Origin of the sequence: Pseudomonas flavescens (assembly GCF_013408425.1) — a bacterium.
Taxonomy (GTDB): Bacteria; Pseudomonadota; Gammaproteobacteria; order Pseudomonadales; family Pseudomonadaceae; genus Aquipseudomonas; species Aquipseudomonas fulva_A.
The window spans coordinates 1,423,912-1,439,623 of record NZ_JACBYV010000001.1 but is presented as its reverse complement, the minus strand read 5'-3'; the positions used below and the strand labels follow the sequence as shown (position 1 = coordinate 1,439,623).

Here is a 15,712-nt window from a genome sequence, read left to right as displayed (position 1 = left end):
GCGAATGACTGGGGCGTTACTGATATGGGGTGTCGCCATGAACCGGCGCCGACTACCAGCAGCGATGCTGCCGGTACTCACTCGCGGTGCTTCTCGAAGCGAATGTCGCCCGCTGGCAAGCGCTCCGTCGGCAACCAGCCGAGATTTCGATAGAAGCCGGCAGCGCGGCTCGCTTCTGCGGTTTCCAGCCAGATCGTCTGGTGCTGCTTGAACAGCAAGGCTTCGGCTTTCGCCATCAGGCTGCGCCCCAAGCCCAGGCCTTCGAACTCAGGGCGCACGAACGCTGCGAACACGCAGGCGTCCTCGACATCCACCATGGAAAAACCGGCGGCAATACCATCGACCTCGGCGATCCAGAGACACGGGGTTGCGGCCATTGCCTGCCGTATGGCGCCCGGGGTGATGCCCATTTCCATCAGTTGGTCACGGGACAGGTGGTTTTCCTTAACACTGGTGCGTATATCGAATATCGCACCGATATCGGATCCGTTGCCGATTCGTACCCGAATCTCCATGACATGATTCCTTCATTCCGTTGGGTGGTGCACGCGCAGTTCCAAAGGAACGGCAGTTTTATCCAGGCAGGTACTTTGGTTGGCGTCAGCGGCGGCAGTGGTGAGACTTATTGATCGAGAACAGAAGCGAGTAAACAAGCGCCTCGTCAGACTCATGTAGACCGCTCTACCTTCTCGGCCAATGCGCTGACGATAAGGTAGGTGTGCGAGCGCTGATCACCAGGCAATTGCCTGTAGCGAAGCAGAAGATCGGCTTCGTCCTTGCTGATGCTTTGAGCACTGGTTGGCCGACGCTCACCTGTAACGACATAAAGGATGTCTACACCCCTTTCTGCGACTGCGAACAAATACTCGGCGTCTGGACTGCGCTCGCCTTTCTCGTAATTGAATTGGGATGTCTTCGCCACACCGGCAAGAGCAGCGAATTTCGCTTGGTTGTACCCCAAACGCATACGCTCTTCTTTGAGCCGACCGCCAACATTCAACAATGAGACCCCTTAAGGCATTGACCATTCAACATTCGTTGAATAATCTAATCCTGCTTTTGCTCGAGTTACACGAAATTGAACTATGCCCAACGCCTGCCTCACAGAGCAAGCGTGCATGGCTACGCTCGTGCAAGGTACGAAGCCCCTCTGCTGAACAAGGACGACAGCATGAATACTCAGCTCATATCTTGGTTTCACTCACGACTACTGGCGGATGTAACGCCAGCTCCAGCCTGCCCTCCCCGCCACAGTCATCGCCGACAGCGATCTTCCTTTTAAACGTCGCTGATATCGCCGTATCGGCTGATATCCGTGCGCTCGCCATACTGGCGATCACGAAAAATCCCCACTCTCTCGAACTCCCCGTGATGCCTGCATAGGCAGGATCAGGCAGTTCGCGCTGCAACGGTGGCTTTTATGCGCAATATCACGATCCAGTTGCACCTTTCGGAAGAACAGGCAGAAACCTTCATGCACTGGCTCGGCGCGCGTTACGACGCGATCATCGATGAGATCTGCCGTGACCCGCGCTACCACGACGAGCGCAACGGCCCACACAGCCCTAGCGTACAGACAGAGCATCCGTATCTCGTTGGCCTCAACAGCACCATTCAGGCGTTGCGCAGCGGATTGAAAGCCTCTGGGCAGGCTCTATGAGCTGAAGACTTGCCAGCACCGCACAGCGCGCGGCGAACGCCAAGAGGTCGGCGATTCCGTCGAGGGCCTTGCCGGTGGCTTCCGCTACGCCGTATCCGGCTCGCGTGTTGGCGCGGAGAATTCGCGGTTTCTCGCCGAGGTTGGCGTCTGACGCAAGCACTGGAAGTATGGGAGCAGACAACGGCACGTCTCGTCCTGTGCCTGAAAGGCGCGAAGAACGATTCACATCGAGGCGCGATCGAGATCGGGTGGCTCCGCACGCTTTATGCCGCTCCCAGCGGGATCGGGGCACACAGCGCGGGGCTGAAAATGGTGGAGGGCCAGGGATTCGAACCCTGGGAACGCTACTAACGTTCGCCGGTTTTCAAGACCGGTGCATTCAACCGCTCTGCCAACCCTCCAGGTCGACGTGGGTGCTTCATCTTGCCGAAACATCCCTTTGCAACCTTGTTGGTTGCGGGCGGCATCTTACCGGAACGTAACACACTGTCAAACACTCTGATTTGGCAGTACCCAAGGCTCTGCTATGATGCCTTCCGACCTTGGTCACGGAACCATTAGCCTTTACAGGAGTGTCGCCATGCGCGAACAAGATTACGCACACAACCCCACACGGGTTGAACAAACCGCAGTCAGCAGCGTTCTGCGCAATACCTACGGTTTGCTGGCTCTCACCTTGGCATTCAGTGGCATCGTGGCGTTCATGGCTCAACGCGCCAACGTGCCGTACCCGAACATCTTCGTCGTGCTGATCGGCTTCTACGGCCTGTTCTTCCTGACGGCCAAACTGCGTGACTCCGGCTGGGGTCTGCTGTCCGCCTTCGCGTTGACCGGTTTCATGGGTTACACCCTGGGCCCGATCCTCAACCGCTACATGGGCATGGCCAACGGCGCTGAAGTCGTCAGCTCGGCGTTCATGATGACGGCACTGGTGTTCTGTGGTCTGTCTGCCTACGTGCTGACCACTCGCAAGGACATGAGCTTCCTGAGCGGCTTCATCACCGCCGGTTTCTTCGTCCTGCTGGGTGCCGTGCTGGCCAGCTTCTTCTTCCAGATCAGCGGCCTGCAACTGGCGATCAGCGCTGGCTTCGTGCTGTTCTCGTCGGCCTGTATCCTGTATCAGACCAGCGCGATCATCCACGGTGGCGAGCGTAACTACATCATGGCGACCATCAGCCTGTATGTATCGATCTACAACCTGTTCGTCAGCCTGCTGCAGATCTTCGGCATCATGGGCGGCGACGACTGATCGACCACACCCGTACGAAAAAGACCCGCCAATTGGCGGGTCTTTTCATTTGTGGCGCATTTGCCGGTCACGGCTGCCCACACCTGCTTCTGCAGCCCCCAGGCTACTGCTTGGCCTTTTCGCGCATGCCCTTGAGGGTGTTGAAAGGCGCTTCCACGACGAACTTGTTGGAAAGCCACGAAGGTACGCTGCCGCCCGGATCGGAATGCGCCTGGTAAACGACCTCGACCATGCCGTCTGGCTTGGGTGTCATCGTCCAGTAGCCTTCCACCTCGGCCACGCGCACATAACCTTTCTCTTCGGGCTTGTAATCGGGCACGCCATGCAGCTTGCGGGTCACGCTGCCATCGGCGCCCTGCTCGGTCGTCACCTCGATGATCGAATCACGCGGTGTGACGGGCCACGGGGTATTGAAGCGCGTGTAGGTCCAGCTCTTGTCGCCTTCATGCTTGAGCAGTCGTTGCTCCCGGCACTCGTGGATCCACGCGCATGATGCCTTGACGTCTTCCTGCAGGCCTTTGAGCTTGCTTATATCCGCCTTGATCAGCGTCACGCCGCGGTAAGCCTTGTAAGGTGAGCCGGCCACTTCGCTGAGGTACACCTTGATGCCCTCTTCGTCCTTGGCCAGGGTCCACTCTTCGGCGTGAGCGGCAGACGCGATGCACAGGGCAGTGCTTGCTACCAACAATCGGGTCAACGACATTTCATTCTCCGGGGCTGACTTCTTTTCTTGTAGTGCCTCAAACAGCTGCTGTCGTAGCACCTTCCAGCCAGGCGAGCAGGCGGATGGCTTCTTCGCTGCTATTACCGCAGACATCGAAATCCGCGGAAAATGCGGAGCAAACCTCGGGGCGATCCGGATGGCCGAAGATCGTGCAGCGGTTGCTCTGGTCGAGGTTCACGCAGCGCTGCCCCGCCGGCTTGCCGTTGGGCATGCCAGGAATGAAGGAGGTGATGGATGGCGATATGCAGCAGGCGCCACAACCGGGACGGCATTGCATGGAAAAGGAACCTCGAACGAACGACACAGTGCGCCAAGCGGCGGCAATTCTAGCGCGCCTGAGGGCAGGCCGGCAGCCCCTGCCGTCAGCCCAGATCGAGACGGATGCTGAAGCGTGAGCCCTGGCCAGGGGCACTGTCGACATCCAGCTGAGCGCCGAGGATGTCCACCGCCAGCTGGTGGGTGATATGCAGGCCGAGGCCCGTACCGCCCTGGCCACGGCGGGTGGTGAAGAACGGGTCGAAGATCTTGCCCAGCAGGTCATCGTCCATGCCACGGCCGTCATCGCTGACGTCGATCACGCATTGTCCCTGGGCCTCATCGACTTCGCCACGCACCGTCACCACGCCTTTGACGCCCGGATCGAAGGCGTGAATCAGGGCGTTGTCGATGAGGTTCTGCAGAATCTGCCCGAGCGGGCCCGGATAGCTGTCGAGCATGAGGTTTTGCGGTACATCGACCTCGATTCTGTGGGGGCTCTGCCGCAGCTTGGGCTGCAGCAGCAGAACGACCTCGTCGACCAGCTCGCGCAGGTCGAAGCGCCGGCGCTCGGTGCTGGCACGATCGGTGGCCAGTTGCTTGAATGCCCGAGTCAGCTGCGACATGCGCTCCAGGCTGGTGAGGATGATGCCCAGGCCGTCATCGGTGCGTTGCACGAAACGATCCAGCGTGGTGCGCTTGAGCCCCTCACGCATACCAGCCTGAAATTCCTGACTGGCTTTTTCCAGCGTCGAAGCCGCCACGCTGGCGGCGCCGATGGGGGTGTTGAGCTCGTGGGCGACGCCAGCGACCATGGTGCCCAGGGACGACAGTTTTTCCGCCTGCAACAGGGCACGACGGGTTCGCTGCAACTGATCGACGGTACGTTGCAGTTGCTCGTTGCTGAAGGCCAGGGCTCGACTGCTGACATGCAACCCGTGTTCGGCTCGCAGCCGCTCCGCTTCATCGATGGCGCGTCGCACGCTGATCAGCACGCCCAGCCCTTGCAGCACGCCGAAGAACAGCATCACTCGCCAGAGCACTTCCCAGCGCAGCGCATCGAGGTTCCTGGCGGGCAGATGTGACAGCAGCAACCAGTGATCGGCCACGTTGGCGGTCGCCGCGTTGCCGTCTCCAGGGCGGAAATGGCTGTACGTCCAGAAGCCGGCGGGGTCGATGAACGAGCCGCGCGGTTCTTCCTGCAACCGTCGCCAACTGCCTGGCTGGCGACTGGCGAGCGTCAGTTCGGGTTTGCCGAGCATGAAGCCCCAGGCGTGCTCGGGGCGCTCTCCGAGCATCCAGTAGCCTTCATGGTCGAGCAACTGCAGCGAGCCACCGTAAGCCACCGAGGTTTCCTGCAGGCGGCCGAGCAGGCGCTCGGCCCGATAGTCGAGAACGAGGATGCCCCGCCGCTCGCCACGCTCGCTAAAAACCGGCACCGCGGCGCGCAGAATAGGTACCAGTGCGCGGATGGAACCGTCAGGCCGATATTGCCGATCCAGGTCGAAGCGCGACAGGTATGACTCGCCGCGGAACAGGTGCATGGTTTCCACGAAATAGTAGGCTGCGGAGTCGTTCTGCAGGTCTGCGGCGTCGACGGCCAGCGCCGCACCGGACACGGCATCGACACGAACACGCTCCATACCGGTTTCATCCAGCCAGCGGATGCGCTGATAAACCCCGCGGCTGTTGGAGAACTCGACGAACAGCTCGCTCAGCGCGGCATAGCTGTCACCGGAGGCATACTTGATGGAGCGCGTCAGCAAGGGCTGCTGGCTGAGGAACTGCAGGTCACCGCGCAAGCTGGACAGGTGGCGCTCCAGCACCGCGACGCCCTCCCCCAGGCTGTCGTTCTGGGCGTCCAGCAGCGGCTCGATGCGATCATTGAGCATGCGGTCATAGAGCAGCACGCTGAGCACGATGATCAGCAGCGACCAGGGCAGAAACAGCACCAGCAGGTTGCGCGGCAGCGGCTTGGAAAGCGCCTTGCGCCACCGTGCCACCCGGCTGGCCGTCACCGGTATGCGCGCTCACCCAGCCAGCTCAGCAAACGCTCCAGCGGCATGGGTTTGGCGAACAGATAGCCTTGCGCTTCCACGCAATCATGCTGGGTGAGCCATTCGACCTGTTCTTGATTCTCCACGCCCTCGGCGATCACCGACATGCCCACACGCCGGGCAATCTGGATGATGGCCTCGGCGATCGACTGGCCATCGTCTTCGGCACGCAGCTCCTCCACGAAGCTGCGGTCGATTTTCAGGCGATCGGCCGGCAGCTTGCGCAGATAGCTGAGCGACGAGAAACCGGTACCGAAATCGTCGATAGCGACCTTCACGCCCATCTCGCGCAGGGCCAGCAACTGCTCGCAAACCTGCTCGAACGAGCGCATGGCCACCGATTCGGTGATTTCCAGTTCGACCTGGCTGGCCCGTACGCCTGCGGACTCCAGATGCAGGGTGAAACGCTCGATGAAATCGCGCTGCAGCAATTGCGTTGCCGAGACGTTGATGGCGACGCGGATCTCGCCATGGCCGGCCTCGTCCAGGCGCCTGGCCGCCTGCAGCGACAGACGCATGAGCAGATCGCCCAGTGGCAGGATGTAGCCGGTCGCTTCGGCCAGCGGAATGAATTGCAGCGGCGGTATCGCCTTGCCGTCAGGCTGATACCAGCGGGCCAGGGCTTCGACGCCGGTGACCACGCCGGTGCGCATGTCCAGTTGGGGTTGCAGCTCGATACTGATCAGGTCACTGGCCACCGCGTCACGCAATGCCAGCAGCAGGCGGAAGGATTCGGCGTGAGCGCTCTGCAGCTGGCGGTCATGCACCACATGCTGGTCATGCCCCAGTTGCTTGGCCTGCTTGAGCGTCAGGCGTGCGTCCTGCAGGGCGACGCTGGCGGTGTCGTCGAAATCGCGCAGGTACAGGGTCACGCTGCTCAGGCTGTGCACCTGGCCCAGCTCGTAAGGCCGATTGGGGCGGCGGAACAGCGCCACGATGTCTTCGGCCCGGACCTGATCTTCCGGGCCGAGGATGGCGAACAGGTCATCACGCACCCGGGCGATCAGCACGTTGCCGTCGAAGGTCTCGCGCAATCGGTTGGCCACCAGGCCCAGGATGAAATCGCCGTAGCCGGTACCAAAAGCGGTGTTGGCCCCGGAGAAGTTGTCGATATCGATCAGTACCAGGACGCGCTCGTTCTTGTTGGCGCTGTTCAGCGTCATGTCGAGCATGCGGATCAGTGCGTTGCGATTGGGGATTTTCAGCAGGTCGTCCTGATAGGCCATTTCCTCCAGGCGACTGAACAGTGCGACGTTGTACAGGCCACGGCTGATACTGGCGCTGAATACCTCGAGCAGTTCCAGCTCGGTGTCGTCCAGGGTGCGCTCGGTCGCCACGTAGCAGGCGTAATCGGCCCCGGCCTGAAAGCGCGGGAAGAACAGCACGGTGCAGTCGTCGAAGCGCAACGTGCTCTGCTTTTGCAGGCTACAACGCAAGGCGCTGGCCACGGCATCGTCGCGCAGGCCGTCCAGATCGCCATCGATGGAACCGTAAAAGCGCCCGCTGGCGCTGATCACATGGGCGTTTGGCAGGCTGCCGGGGCTGGGCTCCTGGGCCTTGACGCAGACGATGCCTTCGGCCTGCAGGTCCAGCAACGAGGCGATTTCGGAGAGGATCTTGGCTGACAGCTCGCGGGTATTTTTCGAGCAGAACAGCGCGTTGCTGGACTCGACGATCATCTGCAGGCCGCGGCGGGCACGGGCGGTGGCCTTGAGCTGCGAGTAACTGCGCAGCCCGGCGGTAAGCACCGTGCGCAGGCGCTCGGAACTCAGCTCGCTCTTGGACCAGTAATCGTTGATGTCGTAATCACGCATGACCTCCTGCACCGGCGCCATGCCAGGCTCGCCAGTGAGCAGCACGACGCGGATCTCGGCATTGCCGATCACCTCGCGCAGGGTCTTGACCAGACGCAGGCCGGCGTCCTCGGTTTCCATCACCACGTCGAGCAGAATCAAAGCGATATCGCGCTGCTCGGCAAGAATCATCGCCGCTTCGCGATTGCTGAAGGCCTGCTGTATCTCGATGCGCCGGCCAAGAATTTCCATCTCGCCCATGGCGAAAGCCGTGGCGCGCTGAAAGCCTGGATCATCGTCTACGGTGAGAACGTGCCACACCGGCTGCTGTGCACCGCCAACGGGCTCGTCATCGAAGAACACTACGGAGTCATCCATGAAGCACGCTCACCTATCACCCGAGGAAGACGAACAATACCTTCCGTGCCGCAAAGTATAGCCAGCCTTTGAAAGAGACAAGATGCATGATGGCATTTCGCAAATGGCACGAATGCGGCCATTCGTCGGTCTGACTCTGCAGCGCTCGTGACAGCGATGAATACACCGGGTTTTGCGGACAAGGAGAAGCTATGGGGTACTGGCTGGTCATCGACCTGGAAGCCACCACCGAAGAGGGTGGCTGGCCCATCGAGCATATGGAGATCATCGAGATTGGCGCCTGCCTGGTGAATGCCAGTGGTCATGAGATCGATCACTTTCAGCGCTTCGTCCGGCCTCTGCGCCGCCCCAACCTGACCCGCTTCTGCCGCGAGCTGACGCATATCGCCCAGGCGGATGTCGACTCGGCATCGACCCTGCCCATCCTCTGGCCGCAATTCGAACGCTGGCTGGAGCCGCACAGGCCACGCCTGCAAGGCTGGTGCAGCTGGGGCGACTACGACCACAAGCAACTGCAGCAGGACTGGCAGAGCAACGGGCTGGTCAGCCACTTGCAGGCACTGCCCCACGTCAACCTCAAGCGGCGCTTCGCCGAAGAGCGTCACCTGGCTCGCCCTGTCGGGCTCAATGCGGCCTTGCAGCTTGCCGGTATCGGCTTTACCGGCCAGCAGCACCGCGCCCTGACCGATGCTCGCAATACCGCTCGCCTGCTCCCTCTGGTAATGGCTGGCTGAAGGCATGCGCTATAGAGGTGACGGCGGGTAACGCCTTGGGCATACTTGCTGGCCATTTCTTTCTGCGCCTAACGAGGATGCACATGTTCAAGGTCAACGAGTATTTCGACGGCACCGTCAAATCCATCGCGTTCGGCATGGCAGAAGGCCCGGCCACCATCGGTGTGATGGCGGCAGGCGATTACGAATTCGGCACCAGCCAACTGGAAGTCATGCATGTGATCGCCGGCGCGCTGACCGTGAAACTGCCTGGCAGCGACAATTGGGAAACCTTCACCGCTGGCAGCCGCTTCACCGTGCCAGCTAACAGCAAGTTTCAGTTGAAGGTCGAGCAGGACACCGCCTACCTGTGCGAATACCGCTGACAGATCGCCCCGCGGTAATCGAAAGCCCGGCCAAGTGCCGGGCTTTCGCGTTCAGGGCAGCCGATTTGCGGGTATCGCTGCGCTCAACGCCAGGTGACGGGATTTGGTAGTGGTAGTCGGTGAGACACCGTGGTGGCGCCTGGCGCCGACCGTTGCCCAGGGTCGAGCACGCCGGGCAGTGGCCTCGAAGCCTAGACCCGCAGCTCCATGCCTTCCTTGAGGAAGCGCGGCGCGATGTAGCGCTCGAAGTGCGCCTCGGAAAGCAGGAAGAATTCGCGGTCGATGGCATCCCGCAGATCAGGCAGCTCCCAGCCGCGGAACTCCGGCAGCAGGGAAATACCGTAGGCATCCAGCTGGGTGATCACCCGTGCACCACGGGCCAGCAGCTGGTAGGCCCAGCAATAGGCGGACTGGTGGGGAACGAAGCGAATCTTTCGCTGCTCCAGCTGCTTGAGCAGCAGCGTCTCGTCGAAAACTTCCAGTTTGGCGGCCATTACCTGCACCAGGAGCATCTCCAGGCGCAGCCACACCGCCTGTTTTTCCTCGTCGCTGTAGCCGTTCCAGTTGATCACCTCGTGGTGGAAGCGCTTGCAGCCACGGCACACGGAATCCCCGAATACCGTGGAGCAAAGGCCTACGCAAGGCGTCTTGATACGTTGATTGGACATGCGTTACATCGATACACAGGACTATAGAGGGTGCATCTTAGCCCTTTGTCTAATACGGATCACCCCAGAGGGTGATGGGTCTTTCGCTTAACTTTGTTCCAGTTTTCAGCTAGAATCAGCGCGCCTTGCGAAAGGCGCCAATGTCCGTTGGAAGCTGTTTTCAAAGCGTCACGAGCACAGTCGATCCTGCAGGTCGATGTTGGCATGGTCATCCCCCGGCCATGCCAACCCCTCATCAGACCCGTCCTGCCGGCGTAAAACTTTGAAAGCAGCTTCCGGATGGAAGCATTGAAACCATCGCGCACAGCCCATGAGGCTGAGCTGCTGATGTGTTTAATGCGTTCCTGCATGCGTCCCGGACACCCTATTTGGGACCACTGATGAGGGTAATAACTGTGCTTGAAGCCTACCGCAAACACGTAGCAGAGCGTGCCGCCCAGGGTATCGTGCCCCAGCCGCTAAACGCCGAACAAACCGCTGGTCTCGTTGACCTGCTGAAGAACCCGCCGGCCGGCGAAGAAGAATTCCTCCTCGACCTGATCACCAATCGCGTACCGCCAGGCGTCGACGAAGCGGCCTATGTAAAAGCCGGTTTCCTCTCCGCTATCGCCAAAGGCGAAGCCACCTCCCCCCTGCTCGACAAGAAGCGCGCCACCGAACTGCTCGGCACCATGCAGGGCGGCTACAACATCGCGACCCTGGTCGAGCTGCTCGATGACGCCGATCTGGGCGCCATCGCTGCCGAACAACTCAAGCACACCCTGCTGATGTTCGACGCCTTCCACGACGTTGCCGAAAAAGCCAAAGCGGGCAATGCCCACGCTCAAGGCGTGCTGCAATCCTGGGCCGATGGCGAGTGGTTCAAGAAGCGTCCGACCCTGGCCGACAAGATCAGCCTGCGGGTTTTCAAGGTAACCGGCGAAACCAACACCGACGACCTGTCGCCCGCTCCGGATGCCTGGTCGCGCCCGGACATCCCGCTGCACGCTCTGGCCATGCTGAAAATGGCCCGTGAAGGCATCGTGCCTGACGTACAAGGCTCCATCGGCCCGATGAAGCAGATCGCCCAGATGTACGGCGACGGCTTCCCGGTTGCCTACGTCGGTGACGTGGTCGGTACCGGTTCCTCGCGTAAATCCGCCACCAACTCGGTGCTGTGGTTCTTCGGCGACGACATCCCGTACGTGCCGAACAAGCGCGCTGGCGGCTTCTGCTTCGGCACCAAGATCGCCCCGATCTTCTACAACACCATGGAAGATGCTGGCGCCCTGCCGATCGAGTTCGACGTGTCGAACATCAACATGGGCGACGTGATCGACCTGTACCCGCACCAGGGCAAGGTCTGCAAGCACGACAGCGACGAAGTGATCACCACGTTCGAGCTGAAGACTCCGGTTCTGCTGGACGAAGTTCGCGCTGGCGGCCGTATCCCGCTGATCGTGGGTCGTGGCTTGACCGACAAGGCTCGCGCCGAACTGGGCCTGGGCCCAACCGACCTGTTCAAACTGCCGGAAGCACCGGTCGACACGGGCAAGGGCTACACCCTGGCACAGAAGATGGTCGGCAAGGCCTGCGGCCTGCCGGAAGGCAAAGGCGTACGCCCTGGCACCTACTGCGAACCGAAGATGACCACCGTCGGTTCCCAGGACACCACGGGCCCGATGACCCGCGACGAGCTGAAAGACCTGGCGTGCCTGGGCTTCTCCGCTGACCTGGTAATGCAGTCCTTCTGCCACACCGCGGCCTACCCGAAGCCCATCGACGTCACCACCCACCACACCCTGCCGGATTTCATCCGCACCCGTGGCGGCGTGTCGCTGCGTCCTGGCGACGGCATCATCCACAGCTGGCTGAACCGCATGCTGCTGCCGGATACCGTCGGTACCGGTGGTGACTCGCACACCCGTTTCCCGATCGGCATCTCCTTCCCGGCCGGTTCCGGCCTGGTCGCCTTCGCCGCTGCTACCGGCGTGATGCCGCTGGACATGCCGGAGTCGGTTCTGGTGCGCTTCAAGGGCAAGCTGCAACCGGGCATCACCCTGCGTGACCTGGTGCATGCCATCCCTTACTACGGCATTCAGAAAGGCCTGCTGACCGTCGAGAAGAAAGGCAAGATCAACGCCTTCTCCGGTCGCATCCTGGAAATCGAAGGCCTGGACGACCTGACCGTCGAGCAAGCATTCGAACTGTCCGACGCCTCCGCCGAGCGTTCCGCAGCCGGTTGCACCATCAAGCTGCCGGAAAAAGCCATTGCCGAGTACCTGAAGTCGAACATCACCCTGCTGCGCTGGATGATCAGCGAAGGCTACGGCGATGCACGCACCATGGAACGTCGCGCTCAAGCGATGGAAGCCTGGCTGGCCAAGCCGGACCTGCTGTCTGCCGACAGCGATGCCGAATACGCCGAAATCATCGAAATCGACCTGGCCGACATCAAGGAGCCGGTTCTCTGCGCGCCTAACGACCCGGACGACGCGCGCCTGCTGTCGACCGTTCAGGGCGAGAAGATCGATGAAGTGTTCATCGGTTCGTGCATGACCAACATCGGTCACTTCCGCGCTGCCGGTAAGCTGCTGGATCAGGTCAAGGGTCAGCTGCCTACCCGTCTGTGGCTGTCGCCGCCGACCAAGATGGACGCTCACCAACTGACCGAAGAAGGCTACTACGGCATCTACGGCAAGGCCGGCGCGCGCATGGAAATGCCGGGCTGCTCGCTGTGCATGGGTAACCAGGCGCGTGTCGAGCCGAATTCGACCGTGGTGTCGACGTCGACCCGTAACTTCCCGAACCGCCTGGGTGATGGTGCCAACGTGTACCTGGCTTCTGCCGAGCTGGCCGCTGTCGCGTCCATTCTGGGCAAACTGCCGACCGTCGAGGAGTACATGGAGTACGCGAAGAACATCGACAGCATGGCTGCCGACGTTTACCGCTACCTGAGCTTCGACCAGATCGCCGAGTTCCGCGAGGCTGCGGCCAACGCGAACATCCCGGTCGTTCAGGCTTAAGGCTTCACCTGCGTCAGAGAGCCCCGCCTGGTGCGGGGCTTTTTTATGCGCGCAGGAAAACGCGGTACTACCGCAGAAACGTCGAACACTCGGCGGCATCTGTACCGGATACAGCTGTACTGGCCGGCCGACTGTAGGGGAAAAGCGCCGAAAGTCTGTATCTGCCGGCGCAACGACACTCTCGGTTAGGGTTAGCCATCGAACTTTCCTGCCGAGAAGCCCCCATGCACACCGATGAACGCGCATTACTGGCCGACGCCGATCGTCGCGCCCTCGCCTATCACGACAGCATCGAGCAACGCCGCGTCTATCCCCTGCAAAGCACCATCGCGGCGCTGGCCGGCTTCGACCAGCCCCTGCCAAAGGCTGGAAGTCACGCCGAGCAGGTACTGCAGCAGCTCGACGAACTGGGCACGCCTGCCACCGTCACCAGCAACGGCCCGCGTTACTTCGGCTTCGTGATCGGCGCTACCCTGCCTGCCGCGGCAGCCGCCGAGCGCATGGTGCTGGCGTGGGACCAGTGCGCGTCATCGTTCGACGGCTCGCCGGTTGCCGACAAACTGGAGAAGGTCGCTGCACACTGGGTCTGCGAGGCGCTCGGCCTGCCGACCGACAGCGCAGTCGGCTTCGGTACCAGCGCCACGGCCTGCACCCTCGCCTGCCTGTCTGCAGCGCGCCGCCAGTTGCTGGCGAAGCTAGGTTGGGATTTCGATCAGGATGGCCTTGTCGGCGCGCCGGAGATTCGCGTGGTGATTTCCGAAACGGCCCACATCACGGTGAAAAAGGCCTTGCGCGTGCTCGGCTTCGGTATGGCGCGCCTGCACCTTGCGCCAGTTGACGAACATGGCCGCATCGACCCGGCCAGGCTCCCGGAACTGGACGAGCGCACCCTGCTGATTCTTCAGGCTGGCGAAGTCAATACCGGCGAGTTCGACCGCTTCGCCGAGCTGATTCCCCGCGCCAAAGCTGCCGGTACCTGGGTGCATGTCGACGGTGCATTCGGCCTGTGGGCGCGAGCTTCTTCGTCAGCCGGGCTGGCCGATGGCATCGAACAGGCGGACAGCTGGACCACCGACGGCCACAAATGGCTGAACACCCCGTACGACAGCGCCATGGCCATCTGCCGTGACGGCGACGCTCTGGCTGCAGCGATGAACAGCGATGCGGCCTACGCGATGGCCTCGAAAGACTCGCAAAAGAACCTGACTCTGGAGTTTTCCAGGCGCGCGCGCGGCGTGGCGATCTGGGCGGCGCTGGCCAGTCTCGGTCGCGATGGCCTGCGCGAGCTGATCGACCGGCATATCCGTCAGGCCGGATACCTGGCCGAGGCGCTACGCCAGGGCGGCTATCAGGTACTCAACCGGGTGCGACTCAATCAGGTGCTGGTACGCGCCGACTCGGACGAGCGGACCGCTGCGATCCTCAAGGCCGCACAGGATTCAGGCGAAGTCTGGTTCGGCGCCACCGTCTGGCAGGGCCGGCCGGCCTTCCGCCTGAGCGTGAGTTCGTGGCGCACCACGGATGCCGATATCGAAACCCTCATCCGCCTGCTGCTTCGCCTGAAAAATGCCTGAGCCAGCCCCCTGCCAGCCCAGGCACGGACTTAGCGCTCGTCTTTCAGCACCTGCTGAAGCAGCGTGAAGGACGCATCCACACGGGCCTCGAGGGGCACGTTGCGGTTGGCCAGCAGGACCAGACCGATCTCTTCATCGGGGATGAAGGCGATATAGCCGCCAAAACCATTGGTCGAGCCGGTCTTGCTGAACAGCACGCCCTGCTCGGAGGTGTCCCGGCTGCTCAGGCGACTGGCCGGGCGACGCTCCAGGGCCATGGCCGGTGCGTTGCCGGCCAGCAGCGCCTCGCGGGAAACCGGCCAGGGGTAGCGCTCCCAGATCATCGCCTGGGTGAACTCGGCCGTTCGGGTGACGCCCTGGTGCGTCGTCTGTATGGCGGCGGAAAGCTGTTCGGGTACCGACACCGCGCCCAGGTTGATATCGACGAAGCGCAGCATGTCGTCGATATCCGACTTCAAGCCATAGGCTTCGGCATCGAGCATGCCCGGGGTGACCCGGATCGCCGCGTTGCTCTCACGGGCGTACCCATAAGCGTAGCGGCTCATCTGCGCGGCAGGCACGTTGACGTAGGTATCTTCGAGCGCCAAGGGCTGCAGCACCTGGTCATGAAGGGCCTGGGCATAGGACTGCCCGAATGCCTTGGCCGAAATCCGCCCCAGCATGCCGATACCGACATTGGAATACGAGCGCTCGTGACCGCTACCGGCCTCAGGCTGCCACTGTTTCAGCCAGGCCAGCAGACTGGCGTCGTCTTTGGCCTCGTCCGGCGGCTGCAATGGCAGGCCACTGCTCTGGTGGGTGGCCAGGTCCATGAGGCTCAGAGCGCCGAAGGGGCGCTTGTCCAGCTCGGGGATATGCTTGGCCACCCGGTCATCGAGGGACAACAGCGAACGTTGCTGCGCCAGTGCCGCCAGGGTGACGTTCAGGGTCTTGCTCAGCGAGCCCAGCTCGAACAGCGTGTCGGGCGTGACCGCAATGGCCGCAGCCCGGTCCGCCATGCCCTGGGTGTAAACGTAGCGCTTGCCCTTCCAGGTCACGCCAACGGCCAGGCCAGGAACGTCGTACGTTGCCATCAGCGGCTTGAACACTTCAGCGGCGCGGGCCTGAAACGCCTGCTCGGACATGGCGGCAGCCGAAAGCGACGTACCGAGGCTGACGGTGAACAGACCTATGGCGATATATCCATGCTTCATTTTTGCAACTGCTCTCCATTTTTTCCTGGATGTAACACCGGTCACCCGAGTCGCAGG

General features: G+C 61.8%; 14 protein-coding genes and 1 tRNA gene. 6 read left to right on the top strand and 9 right to left on the bottom strand.

The genetic code is table 11. The features are described from left to right. Positions 1-77 precede the first annotated feature (77 nt). Entirely contained in the window at positions 78-515 is a 438-nt protein-coding gene (locus tag FHR27_RS06310) for a GNAT family N-acetyltransferase (protein WP_179538091.1), read from the bottom strand. Between the two features lie 152 nt (positions 516-667). Beyond that, positions 668-1,000, bottom strand: coding sequence for a helix-turn-helix domain-containing protein (locus FHR27_RS06305; protein ID WP_179540046.1), 333 nt, complete (start codon positions 998-1,000; stop codon positions 668-670). A gap of 420 nt (positions 1,001-1,420) precedes the next feature. Here FHR27_RS06305 and FHR27_RS06300 point away from each other — a divergent pair, with 420 nt between their 5' ends. Further along, entirely contained in the window at positions 1,421-1,660 is a 240-nt protein-coding gene (locus tag FHR27_RS06300) for a hypothetical protein (RefSeq protein WP_179538090.1), read from the top strand. A 310-nt stretch (positions 1,661-1,970) separates the two neighbouring features. Here the strand turns inward: FHR27_RS06300 and FHR27_RS06295 are convergent. Continuing rightward, positions 1,971-2,061, bottom strand: a tRNA-Ser gene (locus FHR27_RS06295). Positions 2,062-2,240: 179 nt separating this feature from the next. Between FHR27_RS06295 and FHR27_RS06290 the strand changes: the two genes are divergently transcribed. Beyond that, on the top strand, positions 2,241-2,909 hold the full coding sequence (locus FHR27_RS06290; protein WP_042553664.1) for a Bax inhibitor-1/YccA family protein: 669 nt from the start codon (positions 2,241-2,243) through the stop codon (positions 2,907-2,909). A 103-nt stretch (positions 2,910-3,012) separates the two neighbouring features. Here the strand turns inward: FHR27_RS06290 and FHR27_RS06285 are convergent, their stop codons facing one another. The 4 genes from FHR27_RS06285 to FHR27_RS06270 all read right to left on the bottom strand — a co-directional run bounded on the left by FHR27_RS06285 (position 3,013) and on the right by FHR27_RS06270 (position 8,116). Further along, positions 3,013-3,612, bottom strand: coding sequence for an START domain-containing protein (locus FHR27_RS06285; RefSeq protein ID WP_179538089.1), 600 nt, complete (start codon positions 3,610-3,612; stop codon positions 3,013-3,015). A gap of 37 nt (positions 3,613-3,649) precedes the next feature. Next, entirely contained in the window at positions 3,650-3,910 is a 261-nt protein-coding gene (locus tag FHR27_RS06280; RefSeq protein WP_042553666.1) for a YkgJ family cysteine cluster protein, read from the bottom strand. Between the two features lie 85 nt (positions 3,911-3,995). Then, entirely contained in the window at positions 3,996-5,906 is a 1,911-nt protein-coding gene (locus FHR27_RS27225) for a sensor histidine kinase (RefSeq protein WP_218878456.1), read from the bottom strand. Further along, positions 5,903-8,116: a putative bifunctional diguanylate cyclase/phosphodiesterase gene (locus tag FHR27_RS06270; RefSeq protein ID WP_179538087.1), complete on the bottom strand. Its 2,214-nt coding sequence runs from the start codon at positions 8,114-8,116 to the stop codon at positions 5,903-5,905. Before FHR27_RS06270 ends, FHR27_RS27225 begins: the two co-directional genes overlap by 4 nt. Before the next feature lie 191 nt (positions 8,117-8,307). On the opposite strand from FHR27_RS06270, the gene FHR27_RS06265 reads away from it, so the two are divergent. Together FHR27_RS06265 and ppnP are read left to right on the top strand one after the other, a co-directional pair. After that, the gene (locus FHR27_RS06265) at positions 8,308-8,850 is read left to right on the top strand and encodes an exonuclease domain-containing protein (protein ID WP_042553668.1); all 543 of its coding nucleotides are present in this window, start codon (positions 8,308-8,310) and stop codon (positions 8,848-8,850) included. A gap of 83 nt (positions 8,851-8,933) precedes the next feature. Further along, positions 8,934-9,215, top strand: a complete 282-nt coding sequence (gene ppnP, locus FHR27_RS06260; protein ID WP_042553669.1) for a pyrimidine/purine nucleoside phosphorylase — start codon at positions 8,934-8,936, stop codon at positions 9,213-9,215. Between the two features lie 191 nt (positions 9,216-9,406). On the opposite strand, the gene FHR27_RS06255 is transcribed toward ppnP, so the two are convergent. Continuing rightward, positions 9,407-9,883, bottom strand: a complete 477-nt coding sequence (locus FHR27_RS06255) for a DUF1289 domain-containing protein (protein WP_042553670.1) — start codon at positions 9,881-9,883, stop codon at positions 9,407-9,409. 395 nt (positions 9,884-10,278) lie between these two features. Between FHR27_RS06255 and acnB the strand changes: the two genes are divergently transcribed. Both acnB and FHR27_RS06245 read left to right on the top strand, forming a co-directional pair. After that, on the top strand, positions 10,279-12,888 hold the full coding sequence (gene acnB / locus FHR27_RS06250) for a bifunctional aconitate hydratase 2/2-methylisocitrate dehydratase (protein WP_042553671.1): 2,610 nt from the start codon (positions 10,279-10,281) through the stop codon (positions 12,886-12,888). A gap of 224 nt (positions 12,889-13,112) precedes the next feature. Next, complete coding sequence (locus tag FHR27_RS06245; RefSeq protein WP_179538086.1) at positions 13,113-14,462, top strand: pyridoxal phosphate-dependent decarboxylase family protein; 1,350 nt, start codon at positions 13,113-13,115, stop codon at positions 14,460-14,462. Positions 14,463-14,491: 29 nt separating this feature from the next. Here the strand turns inward: FHR27_RS06245 and ampC are convergent, their stop codons facing one another. Further along, entirely contained in the window at positions 14,492-15,655 is a 1,164-nt protein-coding gene (ampC, locus tag FHR27_RS06240; RefSeq protein WP_179538085.1) for a class C beta-lactamase, read from the bottom strand. Positions 15,656-15,712 lie beyond the last annotated feature (57 nt).